The sequence below is a fragment of the Gardnerella sp. DNF00109 genome (assembly GCF_049262845.1).
Taxonomy (GTDB): Bacteria; Actinomycetota; Actinomycetes; order Actinomycetales; family Bifidobacteriaceae; genus Bifidobacterium; species Bifidobacterium vaginale.
The window spans coordinates 1,203,111-1,220,926 of record NZ_CP058406.1 but is presented as its reverse complement, the minus strand read 5'-3'; the positions used below and the strand labels follow the sequence as shown (position 1 = coordinate 1,220,926).

14 protein-coding genes are annotated in these 17,816 nt (G+C 43.2%); 13 read left to right on the top strand and 1 reads right to left on the bottom strand.

The window, feature by feature from the left end:
* Nucleotides 1-160: 160 nt before the first annotated feature.
* On the bottom strand, nucleotides 161-742 hold the full coding sequence (locus HXT20_RS04870; protein ID WP_004113391.1) for a xanthine phosphoribosyltransferase: 582 nt from the start codon (nucleotides 740-742) through the stop codon (nucleotides 161-163).
* A gap of 318 nt (nucleotides 743-1,060) precedes the next feature.
* Here HXT20_RS04870 and HXT20_RS04865 point away from each other — a divergent pair, with 318 nt between their 5' ends.
* The 13 genes from HXT20_RS04865 to HXT20_RS04805 all read left to right on the top strand — a co-directional run bounded on the left by HXT20_RS04865 (nucleotide 1,061) and on the right by HXT20_RS04805 (nucleotide 17,700).
* Nucleotides 1,061-3,967 (top strand): UvrD-helicase domain-containing protein, encoded by a 2,907-nt coding sequence (locus tag HXT20_RS04865; RefSeq protein WP_422114275.1) that lies wholly within the window; start codon nucleotides 1,061-1,063, stop codon nucleotides 3,965-3,967.
* A gap of 375 nt (nucleotides 3,968-4,342) precedes the next feature.
* Complete coding sequence (locus tag HXT20_RS04860) at nucleotides 4,343-4,768, top strand: DUF4418 family protein (RefSeq protein ID WP_004113387.1); 426 nt, start codon at nucleotides 4,343-4,345, stop codon at nucleotides 4,766-4,768.
* A gap of 21 nt (nucleotides 4,769-4,789) precedes the next feature.
* Entirely contained in the window at nucleotides 4,790-6,001 is a 1,212-nt protein-coding gene (locus HXT20_RS04855) for an FtsX-like permease family protein (protein ID WP_103013414.1), read from the top strand.
* Nucleotides 5,991-6,755 carry an ABC transporter ATP-binding protein gene (locus HXT20_RS04850; protein WP_055348389.1) on the top strand — a complete coding sequence of 255 codons (765 nt, stop codon included), beginning with the start codon at nucleotides 5,991-5,993 and terminating at the stop codon, nucleotides 6,753-6,755. Before HXT20_RS04855 ends, HXT20_RS04850 begins: the two co-directional genes overlap by 11 nt.
* A 419-nt stretch (nucleotides 6,756-7,174) precedes the next feature.
* A complete protein-coding gene (gene rpsD, locus HXT20_RS04845) occupies nucleotides 7,175-7,801 on the top strand; it encodes a 30S ribosomal protein S4 (RefSeq protein ID WP_004113375.1) in 627 nt (208 codons plus the stop codon).
* 1,055 nt (nucleotides 7,802-8,856) lie between these two features.
* Nucleotides 8,857-10,296, top strand: coding sequence for a galactose-1-phosphate uridylyltransferase (galT, locus tag HXT20_RS04840; RefSeq protein WP_422114465.1), 1,440 nt, complete (start codon nucleotides 8,857-8,859; stop codon nucleotides 10,294-10,296).
* Nucleotides 10,297-10,437: 141 nt separating this feature from the next.
* The gene (locus HXT20_RS04835) at nucleotides 10,438-11,112 is read left to right on the top strand and encodes a histidine phosphatase family protein (protein WP_004114659.1); all 675 of its coding nucleotides are present in this window, start codon (nucleotides 10,438-10,440) and stop codon (nucleotides 11,110-11,112) included.
* Nucleotides 11,113-11,272: 160 nt separating this feature from the next.
* Nucleotides 11,273-11,707 carry a DUF948 domain-containing protein gene (locus HXT20_RS04830; RefSeq protein ID WP_422114274.1) on the top strand — a complete coding sequence of 145 codons (435 nt, stop codon included), beginning with the start codon at nucleotides 11,273-11,275 and terminating at the stop codon, nucleotides 11,705-11,707.
* Nucleotides 11,707-11,946, top strand: a complete 240-nt coding sequence (locus tag HXT20_RS04825) for a hypothetical protein (RefSeq protein ID WP_004113365.1) — start codon at nucleotides 11,707-11,709, stop codon at nucleotides 11,944-11,946. The genes HXT20_RS04830 and HXT20_RS04825 overlap by 1 nt, the downstream gene beginning before the upstream one ends.
* Nucleotides 11,947-12,133: 187 nt before the next feature.
* On the top strand, nucleotides 12,134-14,818 hold the full coding sequence (gene alaS, locus HXT20_RS04820) for an alanine--tRNA ligase (RefSeq protein ID WP_004114662.1): 2,685 nt from the start codon (nucleotides 12,134-12,136) through the stop codon (nucleotides 14,816-14,818).
* 58 nt (nucleotides 14,819-14,876) lie between these two features.
* Nucleotides 14,877-15,347 carry a Holliday junction resolvase RuvX gene (gene ruvX, locus HXT20_RS04815; RefSeq protein WP_004113362.1) on the top strand — a complete coding sequence of 157 codons (471 nt, stop codon included), beginning with the start codon at nucleotides 14,877-14,879 and terminating at the stop codon, nucleotides 15,345-15,347.
* Between the two features lie 98 nt (nucleotides 15,348-15,445).
* Complete coding sequence (gene mltG, locus HXT20_RS04810) at nucleotides 15,446-16,603, top strand: endolytic transglycosylase MltG (RefSeq protein WP_101891809.1); 1,158 nt, start codon at nucleotides 15,446-15,448, stop codon at nucleotides 16,601-16,603.
* Nucleotides 16,604-17,184: 581 nt separating this feature from the next.
* The gene (locus tag HXT20_RS04805) at nucleotides 17,185-17,700 is read left to right on the top strand and encodes a peptidase A24 (RefSeq protein WP_014554432.1); all 516 of its coding nucleotides are present in this window, start codon (nucleotides 17,185-17,187) and stop codon (nucleotides 17,698-17,700) included.
* Nucleotides 17,701-17,816 lie beyond the last annotated feature (116 nt).

Here is a 17,816-nt window from a genome sequence, read left to right as displayed (position 1 = left end):
TTGAAAATTATTAAAAATTGCATGTTGAAAGCTAGCACATTTAGAGTAATAGGTTTCAAACACCAACCGAACTACTTTATCGTATTTTTACGCAAAATTGCGATTTGTGAAGAATTATGTTTAATTTTTTCACAATTTGCGCACAATCATATTGACTTGGCTATTGGCGGAAGGTGATTGACCCATCGTTAGGATCCATCGACTCCACAATCGCCAGCGAATCCAAGTCATATCCAGCTTCGCGCAACGCATCTCCGCCGCCTTGGAAGCCTTTTTCAATCGCAATACCGATGCCAGCAACCGTGGCTCCAGCGTGATCGCAAATGTCAATCAACCCTTGCAAAGCTTTGCCATTAGCCAAAAAATCGTCCAAAATTAAAACGCGGTCGTCTGCGCTCAAATATTTTCTAGACACAATTACAGGGAATTCGCGTTGCTTTGTGAACGAGAATACGGTAGACACGTATTGATCGCCATCCAAGTTGATTGATTGCGCTTTCTTTGCAAAAACCACTGGAACGTTGCCAAAATGACGCGCAGCAACGCACGCGATTCCGATTCCCGAAGACTCGATTGTTAGGATTTTGTTGATTTGCGTGTTTTTAAAATGCTGCGCCCATGCAGCTCCCATTGCGTCAAAAAGCGCGCAATCGCACTGGTGGTTAAGGAATGCGTCAACTTTCAAAACATTTCCTGGCTTAACAATGCCTTCTTTTTGGATACGTTCTTCAAGTTCTTGCACGATTATTCCTTTCAAATTGCGCCGCATTTTGCGTGTGTAGCGTGTATTTGTATAGCTTACCCCCAGCTTTGACTCACTTGCGCGACGACCTGCCTGAGCGCTCAAAGCGTAGCGCGCGAACGATGCAAAACGTTGTTTAGAGCTACAAAGTGCGTCAGTTTTTCCGCTTTTTGTACGTGATTTGGGTCAAATGTGCTACAAAGTGCGTAAGTTGTGTAATGCGTACAGTGCAAAACGCACGATTTGTGTTTGGCTGCCGTTCGTTAAAATTGGTTAGAGTTTAATTTTTGCGATTTGAAACACAGGAGCGAGTGGCTTTTGAGCAAGTACGGTTACGATTTTGATTTGTTTGGCAATCCAGAAGATGCAGACGAGCAGAGCGATGCTTCTATTAGCGATGCTTCTATTAGCGATGCACCTATTAATAAAGATATGACGAGCGAAGTTTCTGCTTCTACGGTTGCTGGCGATTTTTCCGCACAATATTCAAATTCCGTACAATCTTCCCAAACAGCTCAATCTTCTGCCGCTGCCCAATACGCTCAAACATACGCACAATCTTCCAACATTCCCGAAATCAATCCACAATCGCTTTTAGAGGGCTTAAATCCACAGCAATCCAAGGCTGTTCAATACACTGGCCCAGCGCTTTTAATCGGAGCTGGCGCAGGCAGCGGCAAAACGCGTGTTCTTACGCGCCGAATCGCGTGGATTTTGGCTAATCGCAAGGCGTGGCCGAGTCAGATTCTTGCAATCACGTTTACAAATAAAGCGGCAGCGGAGATGCGCGAGCGCTTGGCAAGACTAATCGGCAATAGCGCAAATAGCATGTGGGTTTCCACTTTCCACTCTGCTTGCGTTAAAATTCTTCGCGCTCATGGCGATTCAATCGGCTTAAAATCAGGTTTTTCTATCTACGATTCTTCGGATTGCGAGCGTCTTGTTAAAATAATCGCATCCGAATTGAATATCGACATTAAAAAGTTTACGCCTAAACTTTTATTGTCTAAGATATCTGAGTTTAAAAACAATTTGGTTACTTGGCAGGAAAACCTTAAAAATTACGCACCAGATTATAAGCCAGGCGCGTCTGTATCTGGTGCATCTAGCTTTAATGCTGCTGGCAATGCTGATGCGCTTTACGCTGCTGTTTACGCGGAGTATCAAAATAGGCTTAGCGTTTCGAATGCTGTTGATTTTGACGATTTGATTATGTTAACGGTTAAGCTTTTGCGCCAAAATCCGCAAGTTAGCGCGTATTACAAGCGAAAGTTCCGTTACATTTTGGTTGACGAATATCAGGATACCAATCACGCGCAATACGTGTTGATTCGTGAGCTTGCAGGTGTGGATGATGCAGGTGTGGATGATTATTCCGCAGATTCACCAGATTCATCAGTTTCACCAGATTCCACTCAACTTCCGCAGTCTTCGATCACGGTTGTTGGTGATTCAGACCAGTCGATTTATGCTTTCCGCGGTGCAGATATTCGCAATATTCAAGACTTTGAGCAGGATTTTCCAAACGCTACAACAATTATGTTGGAGCAGAATTATCGCTCTACGCAAACCATTTTGGATGCTGCAAATGCCGTGATCTCCAACAACGCTAATCGAAAGCCTAAAAAGTTGTGGACATCTTTAGGCAAAGGTTCGCCGATTGTCGGTTATGTGGCCGATAATGCGCAAGGTGAGGCTTCTTGGGTTGCTCAAGAAATCGCGCGTTTGCGCGGCGAAGATGGCGTAAACTACTCGGATATTGCGATTATGTATCGCGCAAATTCGCAATCTCGTAGCTTGGAAGATGCGCTTATTAAGTCGGGTTTACCGTATCAGCTTGTTGGCGGAACTAAGTTCTATGAGCGTCGCGAAGTAAAAGATGCGCTTGCTTACTTGCAATCTATTGCAAACCCTGATGACGATGTCAATATGCGCCGCATTTTAAACGTTCCAAAGCGTGGTCTTGGAGCACGTGCTGAGTCGCAGATTACGTCTTATGCAAAAGAAAATTCTATAAGTTTTTGGTCTGCTCTTAGTCAAATAGATAAGATTGCAGAACAAATTGGTATTTCATCTCGAACTTTTAACGCACTTAAGAGTTTTAGGGATCTTATGACTTCGCTTATTGACTTTATGAAAGCTAACGATTCCAAGCCTTCTAAGGTTGTAGAGAACGTGCTTAACGAAAGCGGATTGTTGCAGGATTTGCGAGAGTCTAAGGATCCTCAAGACGAATTTAGAGTAGATAACTTGTCTCAATTGCAATCGGTTGCAGCCGAGTATGAGCAGAATACGCCTGATGCTAATGTTGCTGGTTTTTTGGAGACTACGGCTTTAGTTGCGGATTCGGATCAGCTTCCAGACCAGGGCGAAGATACTGGAAAAGTTACGCTTATGACACTTCACACGGCTAAAGGTTTGGAATATCCTGTTGTGTTTTTGACTGGAATGGAGCAGGGCACTTTTCCTCATTCGCGCTGTGTTGACAACCAAAAGGAGCTTTGCGAGGAGCGTCGTCTTGCATACGTTGGCATAACTCGCGCTAAGAAGATTTTGTACGTCACTTGGGCGGCTGAGCGATCGCAATGGGGAAAGTCTGCGGAAATGATCCAAAGTCAGTTTTTGGACGAGATTCCTGCCGATTTGATTTCTTGGAAGCGCAAGGAAACAGATGTTATGCGTGCTGGGCTTAGGGGAGCAGGCAGTGATTTTGACCGCGATTTTGACAGTGATTTTGGAAGCGATGGTGGTTGGGACGACGATTCGTACACCACTTACGGCGGATCGAGTTACAGAAAATCGCATTATGGCAAGTCGTATGGCTCAAAGTCTTATGGCTCTAATTCATATGGCAATTCATATGGCAATTCATATGGCAATTCATATGGCAATTCATATGGCAAGTCGTATGGTTCAAAATCTGGCAAAGTCACCACGCGTATCGCCAGAAAATCTAGTGAATCATACCAGCATCAATCATCCACATCAAATTTGCAGTCATCTTCATCATCGTTGTCTTACAAAAAACAAGGTTTGCAAGAAAAGGACAATCACTTAAACATCAATGATTTCCACGAAGGTGACAAAATTTCGCACGACACTTACGGTCTTGGAACTGTTCTTAAAACGCAAGACAAGGGAAGAAACTCAATTATTACAGTTGACTTTGGTTCGGATGGTGTAAAAAGACTTATGTTAAGAGTTGCACCAATTGAGAAATTGTAAAATTGTAATTTTTTTCGTTTTATAAATGTTGCACTTAAAATAATGCAATCTTACTGAAGATTACTTTAAAATATCAATTGTAATATTGTTATAACTAGTGCGCGATTATATACACTAAAACAAAATATTCAAGACTTGTTTTCTATTAAGCTATACGAAAAAATATAAAAGTAGGGAAAATATAGAAGTAAACGAAACCGCAAATGTGTAAGATTCGTGACTCAAGAGGAAGTTGATTAAGCTCTTAAGCATTGCGATTGTATTTATAAACGAGATTTTAAAAGGCGTGGCGCTTACAAACGTGAGTGCCGTAAAGCGTGTTGCGTTAAAAAGCAACACTAAAAAATAATAACTAGATTTAATGAGGTATTTATTATGAAAAACAAATTATTCGCATCGCTTCATGCAATTATTTTTGGAATTCTTATTGCTATAGCGCCATTGACATTTGCAAAACCATGCTCAACTGGAGGCATGCATAAAATGCAAAAAATGCCTATGATGATGCAACCTATGGCATGCTACTACACCAGCCGCGTGGCTATTGGAATTGGCGTAGTTATTGCAATTCTAGGCATTATTGCGCTATTTGTTAAAGAACACGTTCGTGCTGGCTTAAATATTGCTGTAATCGTTAACTCTCTGTTTATGATCGCTACTACAACATTTCTTATTGGTGTTTGCAAAAGTCCAATGATGCATTGCGCATCTGTTATGCGTCCAACGTTGATTGTGCTATCTGTACTAGCGTTGGTGTTTGCATCTGTTAGCGTGTATCTTGACACTAAATCTGCTTGCTAGTGCGCATCTAAGTAATTTACTATGCACACTATTACATTAAAGCGATTGCCGCTAGAAAACCTAAAGCAAAAGCCGCTTAGAACCGCCGCGTTAATTGTGGTTTCCGCGTGCTTAGCTGCAGTGTTTTTTGGCGGCTCGCTAATCTCCCTTAATCTTTCTAATGGTTTAAGTAGTATGCGCGCTCGCCTTGGCGCGGATATTATGGTTATTCCGCAAAACACTTACAATCGTGCGGAAGCGTTGCTAACTAATGGCGGATCGAGCACGTTTTACTTTACGAACAATATTGAGGATTTTGTGCGAAAATCAAAAGGCGTTGAAAAAGCAAGCGTACAAACTTACATATCTTCTCTATCTGCTGGATGCTGCGCAGAAAAGTTGCAAATCATAGGTTTTGACCCTACGAGTGACTTTGTAATCGCGCCATGGATTTATTCGCAACACAAAAGCGAGCTTAAAAAAGGGCAGATGATTGCAGGCGCAAACGTGCTTGTGTCTTACAAAAACACGGTTCGCTTGTATGGGCACGAATGGCCGATTGTTGCGCAACTTGCTAAAACGGGCACTAGCCTAGACAACTCAGTGTTTGTAAACAGAGACACGATTCCAGCGGTTATTAAATATTCTTCTAAAGTTGGGCACACTGCGATTCCTGCAAAATATGCACGCAAGGCAGTTAGCGCTGTTCTTGTAAAAGTGAGCAAGGGTTTTAGCGCTCAAAAAGTTGCGGAAAATATTCGTAAAACTAGCGGAATTAAAAGCCTTGGAGTTGTCTTTCCAGGCGGAATTACCGAGCAGACTAAAAAGAGTTTAGAGGTGCTAAATAAGGCGATTTTTCTTGGCATTCTTGCGTTTTGGCTTGTGGGTGTGTTGATTCTTGTGTGCGTTTTTGCGTCTTCTACATCGGAGCGCAAGAGGGAATTTGCTTCTCTTAGGATTTTGGGCGCCAATAAGAGCATGCTTCTAAAGATGGTCGCGCGTGAATCGTCTGCGATTGGTTTTGGCGGAGGCGTGATTGGCGTTGCTTTTGCTTCGCTTATTTTGTTCCCATATAATGTTGTTATTTCTCAACAGTTGCAACTGCCGTACTTGGAGTCGAATGTTTGGTTTGTGTGCGCGCTTGCGGCAGTTTCTGTAGCGTTTTCTCTCGCTAGTGTTTTGGTAACTTCTGCGATTATTGTGGGGCGAATCGCAAGCAGGGAAGCGTATTTGACTTTAAGAGATGGCGAATAAAATGGCGAATAAAGTTGTTAGTAACGATTTAGTAGTAAATCTTAAAAATGTCACTCGCGAATTTAAACGCAAAAATAGGAAGTTTATTGCTGTAGACAATGTTAATTTTTCGCTTAAAGCTGGCGACTTTGTTGCGATTGTGGGCAAGTCTGGCAATGGAAAATCTACTCTTTTAAACATGATTGCAGGTCTTTTAAAGCCGACGCGTGGAAACGTTACGATTTTTGGATGCAATATTTCACTGCCTTCTATAAGCGACGAGCAAATTTCTGCGATTCGCGCAAAAAACATTGGTTTTGTTACGCAATCGCAGACGCTGCTTGCTAATTTGAATGTGATAAATAACGTTATTTTGCCTGTTAAGATTTTTGATGCTTCTTCTAAGCGAATAGGCGATTTTACGGAAAAACTTGAGCCAGAAGATTGTGCGAATGTGACTTCCTTCGCTATGGATTTGCTTAAGCGACTTAATGTGGACGATCTTGCGCATTGTTATCCACGTGAGCTTTCTGGCGGAGAAATGAGACGCGTTATGATTGCGCGCTCTTTGATTAACAACCCGCGTTTACTGCTGTTGGATGAGCCTACGGGCGATTTGGATTCGCAAAATACTCAAACTGTGGTGTCTTTGCTGCGCGATTGTGCGGCTTCTGGCGCGGCTGTTTTAGTCGTTACTCACGATGAATCTGTTGCTGCAAGCGCTAACAGTGTTTACACAATGGATTCTGGCGTACTTCGTGCACTCTGTGACTGAGCTTTGTTGCGCGAGCGATATTCCGCTTTTTGTTGCTGTTTTTACTGGTTTGAGCTACATTCTCGGGAAAAATTGACGCATTTTGTAGCTTTAATTAGCGTTTTGAGCAACAAAAAGCGTCAACCATTTCCGCACTTTGTACCACATTTGACCTAAATCACGTACAAAAAGCGTACACAGTTTCGTATTCTACGCCGCGGAGTAGTATAAGGAACGATGCCTATTTTTTGTAGGCATTATCTGGAGCCTTAGCCCATCAGTGGGTCGGCGCGCAAGAATTATGGCGTTATTTCAGCGTTTTAATGCTTTCGCGTTCGTGTGTTAGCACGAAGAAGCACTGGAGAGGCCGGCTCAGCGTGAACAATCGTAAATGTTTGGTTCACGTTCCGTTCAGATAACGACAGAATAAAGGATTAGTAATGACTAATATTCAGCGTTCTCGCCGTCAGGTGCGTCTTTCTCGCGCCCTCGGCATCGCTTTGACCCCAAAGGCTCAGCGTATTTTCGAGAAGCGTCCATATGCTCCAGGTGAGCACGGCCGCACTCGTCGTCGTACCGAGTCCGATTACGCAGTACGTCTTCGCGAGAAGCAGCGTCTTCGCGCTCAGTACGGTCTTTCCGAGAAGCAGCTTCGTGCAGCTTACGAAAAGGGTACGCACACTGCAGGTCAGACTGGTGACGCAATGCTCACCGATTTGGAAACCCGTCTTGACGCTTTAGTTTTGCGCGCAGGCTTTGCTCGCACAACCGCTCAGGCTCGCCAGTTTGTTGTGCATCGTCACATTTTGGTAGATGGCAATCTTGTTGATCGCCCATCCTACCGTGTTAAGCCAGGCCAGACCATTCAGGTTCGCGCTAAGAGCCAGACAATGGTGCCATTCCAGATGGCTGCTGAAGGCGTTCATCGTGACGTTTTGCCAGCAGTTCCTGGTTACCTCGATGTGAATCTTGCCTCTTTGAAGGCTACTTTGACTCGTAAGCCGGAAGTCGATCAGATTCCAGTTGAAGTCAACATCCAGTACGTCGTCGAGTACTACGCTCGCTAAATTCTGGATTTCATTCTTAAGGACATACCGCTTGACCCCTGCTGTGCATTGCATAGTGGGGGTCAATGCGTTTTATTTGCTATTCTTCCCGTGTTTTGTAGTTCTGATTGGTGTGTTGGACTACAAAGTGCGGAAGTTTTTCCGCATTTTGTTGTTCAACACGCTGTTTAGAGCTACAAAGTGCGGAAAATACTGCACGAATCGTAGTGCATTTGTATAAAATCAGTATGAACTACGTAAAAGTTGGTTACATGTTAGTGCACATTAACTTTTGTTTGGGATTAGTCGCCAGCAACCGTACATTTTGTAACAAAACAGTTTAATAAAAAAACAAAATCTTATATAATTATTCACAATAATATTCGTTATATTACAAAATATAACATTCTGCGAGTGTTGAATCAGAAAATATATAATAGATAACTAAGCGTCTAGTAAGCGTTGTAAGTAAGAAGATACAAGAATAAGAAGTTATACGAAAATAAAAGAAGATAAAGAAGAATAAAGAGACGATGGAGTCAAAGATGTCTCAAATTAGCAATGAAGAAGATGCGCAAGCGGTGCAAGAAGCACAGCAATATATGAATGCGCACAACGCACAGTATGCAGAAGATGTAAGAGACGCAAAAGACGTGATAAACAATAACATTTTTGAAGGGGATGATTTTGTGGAAAAGCCTAAAAAAGTTGCAGGACTTCACAATATTCCAACAACAGCTGGTTTCGCTGGTCCTGGCGGTGGATTTGAAGGTGGCGCTGCAGCAGGATTTGAGATTGACGAAGATGGCACTACGCATAAGAAGGCAGATGAGCGTCAAGTTGAAAAAAGCTTGGAAGACACAGATGCTTTTGATGCAATAGACATTAATGCAATTCGCGCTAGGAACAAGGCTGGCGGCGCAAACCACTCGGTTATTAACAAAATAACCAGCACGGGTGTTGGAGATTCTTCGCTGAGTAGTCTTGTAGCTCAAGCAGAAGAAGAGGCGGCTGAAAACGTGCAGTCTGCGCAATCCACTATGCATTCGGACTCATACCAAGGATTACAGTCGCCAATGCATTCTTCGATAGGAGATAATGCCTTCTATCAAACGCAACAAATTCCGACTGTTCAAACTCCTATTCGAGATTTCGGTGGAGAGTATCCGTATAAGTTGTATCGTCCAGGAACATACGCACGTGAGCATATTCGTATTACGGCAACAAAGCTTTCCGACGGTCGTGACTTTTTCTACATCGACGACAACCCAGAATATGTTAGCGGGCATAAAACAAGGGAGCTGATTGACCCTAGAAAGTTGGCGTATCGCTTTACATCTCATTTTGATAGCGAAGGTAATGAGGTTCCTAGCGAAGTTCCGCAAATGCGTCAGGATCCGCTTACAGGAGACTGGATTCCTATGTCTAGGCTGTGGGCAAAACGACCAGCCCCCATTCTTAGAGAGAGTTCAAATAGCGATAGCTTAAATAGTGATAGCAATCAGCAATCAAGAATCGACCCATTCGCTGGTAGAAAGCCAGAATCTGAGTATCAAGATGGTGAAATTCCAGACGAAGACTACGACGTTGTTGTTTTTGAAAACCGTTATCCAGCTATGGCTCAGGTTGCAGGAGTGCCAAACACAACAACCTACGTTGACGGCAATCCGCTGTGGAAGCAGGCTCCTGCAGCTGGTCGTTGTGAGGTGATTTGCTTTAGTTCCAACGAAAACATGCTTCCAGCTAATCTTTCTGTTTTGCGCATGCGTACGATTGTTGAAGCCTGGGCGTTTAGAACCGCGGAAATTAGCCAAATTGATGGCATTAAGCAGATTTATCCTTTTGAAAATCACGGCAGCCAAATTGGTGTGACTTTGAATCATCCTCACGGTCAGATTTACGCTTATCCGTTTATTGCTCCTAGGTTGGAGCAGGAGTTGCGTCACACAGAGGCTTATTTTGAGCGTACTGGCAGTAATCTTCTTAAGGATTTGATGAATTCGGAGATTGAGGCTAAAAAGCGTGTGATTATGCATAATCATAGTTGGGTTGCGTATGTTCCAGCAGCAGCGCGTTGGCCTCTAGAAGTGCATGTTGCTCCTGTTCGTGATGTTCTTACTTTGGATCAGCTTGACGACCAAGAGCGTTGGGATTTGGCACAAATTTATATAACACTTCTTAGACGTGCTAATAAGTTCTTTGGTTTTAATGGCGACTCTAGTACTAAATCGTTTGCAGGTTCGGCTGCTTTCGACTTATCTTCTGGTATTAGTGCTGCAAATTCTAGCGAATTTGTTGATTTGCCTTATGTTGCAGCATGGCATCAGGCTCCTGTGCATGATTCTCGTCGTGCGCATTATCGTCTTAATTTACAATTCTTCTCGTTTATGCGAGATGCTAACAAAATCAAGTATTTGGCTGGGTCGGAAGCTGGGATGGCATCTTGGATTTCTGATACAACGCCAGAGCTGATTGCAAGTAGGTTCCAAGAATTAGGCGATGTTGATTTAGATTAGTCTGACCTGTATTAGTCTGATTAAACAAATAACAAAGTCAATTTGTGTGAAGCACTGTGTGAAGCATTGTTTAAAGCATTGTATAAAGCATTGTATAAAACATTGTGTAGAACAATTTATTAAAAGTGAGATGATTAAGTTATGTTGCTGCATCTTTATTTAGTTCGTCATGGTCAAACCATGTTTAATTGCTACAATCGTCTTCAAGGCTGGTCAAATTCTCCTCTTACCGATAAAGGACTTGCAGACGCAGATCGTGCAGCAGAAAAATTAGCTAATGTCATTTTTGCTGCAGCATATTGTTCAGATACAACTCGTGCTCAAATCACTGCTGAGCGTATTTTAAGTGAAAACGAAAAACACACTCATGCTCGACCACAACTCATAAGCGATATGCATTTTCGTGAGCAATGCTACGGCTATTTTGAAGGCCAAGACATGAATATGGCTTGGTGGGCTGCAGGTGCTCCTCATGGTGCTAAAACATATAACGAGATTGTTGAAAAATTTGGTCTTGCTGCAACTCGAGATATGCTTAAAGAGGCGGATCCGTTCCATGATGCTGAGTCGGATATTGAGTATTGGAAGCGTGTTGAGGGCGGTTTTAAAATAATCGCCAGCAATCCAGTGTTAAAAGATGGAGATAGTGTTTTGCAAATATCTCACGGGAACACGCTTTTAAGTCTTATGCATCGTTTTGCGCCTGCTGGTTACGATTTGAGCGAGCGTCCGCAAAATGGTAGTGTGACTCGTTTAGATTTTGACACTTCTAAGCCGCTTGATCAGTCTATAACTATTAAGGGTTACAACGAGTAGAGCGTACTGTAAATCCACTTTTATATATTGATATATTAAGGTTGATATATTAAGAAAGATATGTGTTAGTGGTTTACTCGAAGAGTCTTGACTCTTCGTTAATCTTTTAAATACATTGCGTGGGTTAGTCGCGCGTAAAAACAGCAGGAAAGAGGTTACGATGAGCGTTGGAGACATAGCTGCTCTAATTGCCGCGATTTCGTTTGCGGTTCTTTCTGGTTTTATGATTTATCCTCTGATTAGGTTGGGTAAGATGTTTAATCAGATTGCTCAAACCGTTAAGGAATCAGGTGAACATGCTTTGCCTGCTATTGATGAGTCTGTTACTACAGTAAAGCAAGTAAACAAAACCTTAGAAGATGTTAATGCTGTTACGGATGCTGCTCGCACCACTGCGACTAATGTTGGTGCTCTTACAGATTTGTATGGTGCTTTTCTTGGAAAACCTATTATTAAGATTGCTGCAGCTGGATATGCTCTTAAGGACACTATTAACGAATTCTTCAATAAGCCTACAGTTCCAACGGATTTTTCAGAATCTTCTGCACGCCACGCAGCTAATTCTGGTGAGTCGAGTGAGTCTAAGGGGGAGTGATGTTTAAGCGTTTATTCTGGCTTTGCGTAGGAATAGTAATAGGCGTGATGTCTGTTACTAAGGCTCGCGCTTATATTAAAGGAAAATTCCCAGAAAGTGTTGGAGATTTTTTCTTTGATAAAGATCCGAAGAATCTTACTTTAACCACGATTTTGTCTTTATTTAAGGATTTTAATTCCAGCAGAAAAACTCACGAGTCGCAGCTTAATTCTAAGTATGCTAATAAGTATGCTAAATAAAATAAGCTTGTTAATAAGTCTTGAAAGTTTTTTATAACTAAAGTTTTTATAGGTAAAGTTTTATAATCAAAAATTGGTCTTGCAGATTAATCATTCTGCGACTCGCGCCTTAAAGCATGATGGTATGATATTCTTTTGTGCCGCCCTGTTGCATGGCGTTTTAATATAACACAAGGAGTTCGTACCTATGCGCACAGCAGAAATTGCAAAGCGTTATCTTGACTACTTTGGTAATCATGGTCATATGGTCGTGCCTTCAGCATCGCTGATTTCACCAAATCCAACGACGCTTTTCACGATTGCAGGCATGGTTCCATTCATACCTTATCTTTTGGGAGAGCAAACGCCTCCTTCTCGCAGAATGACGTCTAACCAGAAGTGCGTGCGTACTCTTGATATTGACGAAGTCGGCAAGACTACTCGTCACGGCACGTTCTTCCAGATGGTTGGTAACTTCTCGTTTGGTGATTATTTTAAGGAAGAAGCGATTCACTACGCTTGGGAGCTTTTAACAACTCCGCAAGATAAGGGCGGATACGGATTTGACCCTGAAAAGCTCTGGGTAACTACTTATACCGACGATGATGAAGCTCGCGCAATTTGGAAGAACGAAGGCTTCGACCCAGAGCACATGCAAGTTTTCGGTATGGAAGATAACTTCTGGACCACTGGTGGTCCTGGTCCTGGCGGCCCATGCTCCGAAATCTACGTTGATCGCGGTCCTAAATACGGTAAGGATGGCGGTCCTGCTGCTGACGAATCTCGTTTCATTGAGATTTGGGATTTGGTCTTCGAAAACTTCCAGGTAGATAACGTCAAGTCTAAGACTGATTTGCATATTGTTGGTGAGCTTGACCAGAAGAATATCGATACCGGCGCAGGTTTGGAACGTTTGGCTTACCTTATGCAGGGTAAGGAAAATATTTACGAAACAGACGAAGTTTATCCAGTTATTGAAGCTGCAGAAAAGCTTAGCGGTGTAAAGTACGGCGATAATAATGATGCTGACGTGCGTTTCCGCGTTGTAGCAGATCACGTGCGTTCCGCTTTGATGATTATGAGTGATGGTGTGCGCCCAAGTAACGTTGGACGCGGATACGTGCTTCGTCGTCTTCTTCGCAGAACTGTTCGCGCAATGCGCATGCTCGGCGTTCAGGACCCAGTTCTTCCAACCTTGTTCCCAGTTTCTAAGGCTGCAATGGAACCAAGCTATCCAGAGCTTAATAATACTTTCCATGAAGTCAGTGAAGCTGCATATGGTGAAGAAGACGCGTTCCGCAGAACTCTTGAAAAGGGCACAACTATTCTTGACTTGGCTGTTGAAAAAGCTAAGAAAGAGCACAAGGATGATCCTATTGTTGGCGGCTCTGACGCATTTACTTTGCATGATACTTACGGTTTCCCAATTGAGTTGACTCTTGAGATGGCTGCTGAGCAGGGTGTTAAGGTTGATGAAGCTAAGTTCCGCGAGCTTATGAGTGAGCAGAAAGGTCGCGCTCGCGCGGATGCTTTGAAGAAGCGTCACAATGTGGATGTTAGCGTTTATGACGATATTAAGAAGGAGCTTGAAAAGCCAATTGACTTCCTCGGTTACACTGACTTCTCAAGCCGTTCAAACGTTTTGGCAATTGTTGAAGCCGGTAAGGGTGCTGTTAAAAGTGTTAGCGCTCCTGCAAACGTTGAAGTTATTCTTGATCGCACGCCATTCTATGCTGAGCGCGGTGGTCAGATTGCTGATCAGGGTGAGATTATTTCCGACGACGGCGCAATTTTGGAAGTTGACGACGTTCAGCGACCAATCAAGGATTTGATTGTTCACAGCTGCCGACTTACTGAAGGTACTCTTAGTGTTGGTGCTCCAGTAAACACCAATATTGACCAGGTTCGCAGGGCTGCTTTGGCTCGAAGCCACACCGCTACTCACACTCTTCACAAAGCTTTGCGCGAAGAGCTTGGTCCACAGGCAACTCAGCGCGGTTCTGTAGTTGATCCAGACCGCTTGCGCTTTGACTTCCAGTGGCCAAAGGCTGTTGATAAAGATGCGCTGCTCCGTGTAGAAGCTCGCGTAAACGAGCGTATTCGTGACGATTTGCAGGTTGTTCCAAAGGAAATGCCAATCGATGACGCTTTCAAGCTTGGAGCAATGCACTTGTTCGGCGAAAAGTACGGCGATATTGTGCGCGTTGTTGAGATTGGCGACGGTTGGAGCCGCGAGCTTTGCGGTGGTACTCACGCTAAGAGCACCGGAAAGATTGGTATGGTAACCATTCTTTCGGAATCTTCCATTGGCTCTGGTGTACGTCGTATTGATGCATTGTGCGGCGAAGAGGCGTATGAATATGGTGCTCGTGAGCACGCTTTGGTGGCGCAACTTGCTGGCATGGTTAATGCACGCCCAGATGAGTTAGCTGAGCGCTTGGAGTCTTTGCTCAACAAGATGAAGGATTCAGACCGCAAGCTTTCTTCGGTGTATGAGTCTCAGCTTAATGATGCTGTTCCAGAATTGGTTGAGGCGGCTAAACAAAGTGGCGCAACGGTTAAGCTTGCTGTAAAGAATGTTGGAAACTTTGGTTCCTTCGATGCATTGCGCAAAACAACACTTGATGTTCGTTCTCGCTTAGGTGAGGATGCTCCTGTGATTGTGGCGCTGTGTGGCGTGAATGAGGAGGATCGTCCAATGGTGGCGGTGGCGACTAACGATGCCGCACGTGGTCTTGGTGCTAAGGCTGGCGATCTTGTTCGTACTGCTTCCAAGGTGCTTGGTGGCGGTGGCGGCGGCAAGCCAGACTTCGCTCAAGGCGGCGGCACAGACGCTTCTAAGATTGACGAAGCGCTTGAGGCTGTTAAGAGCGAAGTGGCTAAGCTCGACTAGTGCGTAGCTACACGCTTAAAACAAAACGATGCGATCTTTACCAAAAGCGGCACAAAAAATGGTGTGGTTAGGTATTGATTTAGGTGATGCAAGGGTCGGAACAGCTCTTTCCGACCCTGAGCTCACTTTCGCTCATCCTGCTGGGAATGTTCAATCCTATGGTGATTCGTTTAATGCGATTGAAGATGTTTTAAACATTATCGAAGATAATAGTGTTAGTCGTGTTGTAATAGGTCTTCCTTTGCAATTAGACGGAACTGAAGGAAAATCTGCTAAAAAAGCGCGTCGTTGGGGTACTAATTTAGTCAAAAGAATGAAGTCGCTTTTTGATTATGGAGATTGGTCTCTCGATTTTATTCCAGAAGTTGTTTGGAAAGATGAGAGACTAACAACTGTTACGGCGCATAAACAACTGTTAGATGCAGATTTTTCTACTAGGAAGCATCGTCCTATGGTTGATCAGCAGTCAGCAGTGTTAATTTTGCAATCTGCGATTGACGATTATAAGAATGATTGCAAAAATAATTAAAGCAGACAATAGCTACGACAATATTGTGAAATAATGTTATTCTGAAATAATGTCACTGTGAAATAGTAACCAGCAGTCCAAGCGGGAGGAAGCGTTTAATGACTGAGAATATCGACGATTTTTTCGATCGAAACGCTAAGTGGAGTCACGAAACTCCTAATCCACCTGTGCCTCCAAAATCGCGCAAAGATTTAAAAGCACAAAAACGACGTAAAAGTAAGAGAAAACGTATAATAGCGTTTATTCTTACGCTAATTTTTGCAATACTATTTGTTCTTGGATATGGATTATACAGGGTTGCGGTTTACATAAAAACTAACAATCAGTCTACGATTATGGACGATTGGCCAGGACCTGGAGACGGATTCGTTGAGTTTACGATAGAGCCAGGTCAAGGATCTGTAGAAGTTGGGAACAATCTTGTTAAAGCGCAAGTTGTAAAGTCGCAATCCACTTTTTCTAATATTGTTGCTGCGAACAACAAGATTTTATACCCAGGAATTTATGCGCTCAAAAAGCATATGAACTCAATTGATGTTGTAAATATTCTTTCAGATCAAAGTAAAGCAGGCGGATTCTTAGACGTTAAAGCAGGAGAACGATCAACAGACGTTATTCGTAAGGCTGCACAAATCTCTGGAATTGACATTGCTCAATTTAACGCGATTCAAAAAACAGACGGAGCGGGGATTTTGCCGCCAGAAGCGGGTGGAAGTTTTGAAGGATGGTTGGAGCCTGGAGTTTACAACGTAAAATCCATGAAATCTGCTACTAAAATACTTGCCAAAATGGTAGATAAGCGTATTCAGAAACTTGATTCATTGGGAGTTCCTAAAGGAAAACTGCGTCAAGATATTCTCAAAATTGCGTCTATTGCGGAAGCGGAAGTAAATAATCGTGAATATTATGGTAAAGTTTCGCGCGTAATATTAAACCGTTTAGCTAAAGACATGCCTTTGGGAATGGACACTACGGTTGCTTACGGTATTGGAATTAAGGCAATTAACCTTACGCAAGCACAATTAGATGATGCAAGTAATCCATACAACACTAGGATTCGCAAAGGATTGCCGCCTACTCCTATAAGTATTCCTGGAGATAATGCTATTCTGGCTTCGCTTAATCCAGAAAAAGGATCATGGATTTATTTTGTTACCACTAACTTAAAGACCGGCGAAACTAAGTTTGCGGATAACTACGATGATTTCTTGAAGATTCGCGACGAGTATAAGCGTTCTAACGAAAACGCCAACTAGCGCGACGACCTACCTTCGCGCTTAAAGTGTAGCGCGCGAAGGTAATTCGGAGCGCTGAGCTTGCTTAAGGTTGAAAGCACAGTGTGCTTTCAACGCAAGCGAAGACGTTCGCGCGCTTAGAGCGTGCGAACGATTTTCCTTACCTAGTGTTGCGCGAGGTTTGAGTATTTCTCTCCTCGCAAGTCCCGTCGCTACGCTCCTCTTTTATTGCTCGTATAGAAATACATCAAACCTTCTGAATATCTTTAACAATTGCGTACCACTTAATCACCGAGATTCTCGATTTTTCTTCTTCATTCGATGAATCACCATCGGAGGACTGCGAATCGACTTGCATGAGCGCTTAGAGCGTAGCGCGCTAATGCACTTCGATTCGCTGAGCCGCTCAAACGTAAAGTCCAGTGGACTTTACGTGCGGCGAAGACGTGAGCGCGCTGTAACGCGCGAGCGATACATCTCATTCAGTGCGAAAAATCTCGAATCTCTACCATACTTGGTGCAATCTGCATAACCACACAAGCCTTTAACCACATTGAGTGAAATTTGTTGCAATGCAATTTTCGCTTATTTAGCATAATCAAATGAGTCAGTTTATTGTTACTTGTTTATTTGCAACACCAACGCTTATATGCATGATTGCAGTGTGTGCGACGGATTTAACAAGCCGTATTGTGCCTAGACTTTGGGTTGTACTAGCTGCTTTTGCGCAATCTGCCGCTAACCTTATTTTTTCGCTGATTACTTTTCATAATGTTAATTTTCTTTTACGTGGCTGGCTTTTTGCAGTATCAGTTTTTGCATTCTACGTTTTGGTGCAAAAACTTTGCGTGCGCGGAGCACTTGGATTTGGCGATGTTACATGCGCTTCTATGATCGCTCAAGCTTTGGCGCTATTTGGATTTGATTGCATAATCTACTGGTTTGCATCAATCGGAATATTTGGATTAATTTGGATTTTAGTGTGGAAAATCTGCTCTAAAGTCTGCTTGCGATTTTTCCGCGGGCATCTTGTGCAAAATGAACAAAATAAAATCCCGTTTGTACCCGTATTAGCTGCATCTTCCATAATCGCCGTTATGCTTTGCGGTTTTTTGTAATTACACAAATACTCCAAGCTAGGTAGAGATTCGAGATTTTTCGCAGCGAATGAAGCGAACCTCAGCATGAAATGGTGATTCGCTGAAGCAGCAAGAAAAAATCGAGAATCTCGGTG

What these genes read in the sequence shown, in the direction of transcription:
- HXT20_RS04860 (WP_004113387.1), top strand. Translation starts at nt 4,343, where the DNA reads ATGAAAAACAAATTATTCGCATCGCTTCATGCAATTATTTTTGGAATT.
- HXT20_RS04855 (WP_103013414.1), top strand. Translation starts at nt 4,790, where the DNA reads ATGCACACTATTACATTAAAGCGATTGCCGCTAGAAAACCTAAAGCAA.
- HXT20_RS04850 (WP_055348389.1), top strand. Translation starts at nt 5,991, where the DNA reads ATGGCGAATAAAATGGCGAATAAAGTTGTTAGTAACGATTTAGTAGTA.
- rpsD (WP_004113375.1), top strand. Translation starts at nt 7,175, where the DNA reads ATGACTAATATTCAGCGTTCTCGCCGTCAGGTGCGTCTTTCTCGCGCC.
- galT (WP_422114465.1), top strand. Translation starts at nt 8,857, where the DNA reads ATGCATTCTTCGATAGGAGATAATGCCTTCTATCAAACGCAACAAATT.
- HXT20_RS04835 (WP_004114659.1), top strand. Translation starts at nt 10,438, where the DNA reads ATGTTGCTGCATCTTTATTTAGTTCGTCATGGTCAAACCATGTTTAAT.
- HXT20_RS04830 (WP_422114274.1), top strand. Translation starts at nt 11,273, where the DNA reads ATGAGCGTTGGAGACATAGCTGCTCTAATTGCCGCGATTTCGTTTGCG.
- HXT20_RS04825 (WP_004113365.1), top strand. Translation starts at nt 11,707, where the DNA reads ATGTTTAAGCGTTTATTCTGGCTTTGCGTAGGAATAGTAATAGGCGTG.
- alaS (WP_004114662.1), top strand. Translation starts at nt 12,134, where the DNA reads ATGCGCACAGCAGAAATTGCAAAGCGTTATCTTGACTACTTTGGTAAT.
- ruvX (WP_004113362.1), top strand. Translation starts at nt 14,877, where the DNA reads ATGGTGTGGTTAGGTATTGATTTAGGTGATGCAAGGGTCGGAACAGCT.
- mltG (WP_101891809.1), top strand. Translation starts at nt 15,446, where the DNA reads ATGACTGAGAATATCGACGATTTTTTCGATCGAAACGCTAAGTGGAGT.
- HXT20_RS04805 (WP_014554432.1), top strand. Translation starts at nt 17,185, where the DNA reads ATGAGTCAGTTTATTGTTACTTGTTTATTTGCAACACCAACGCTTATA.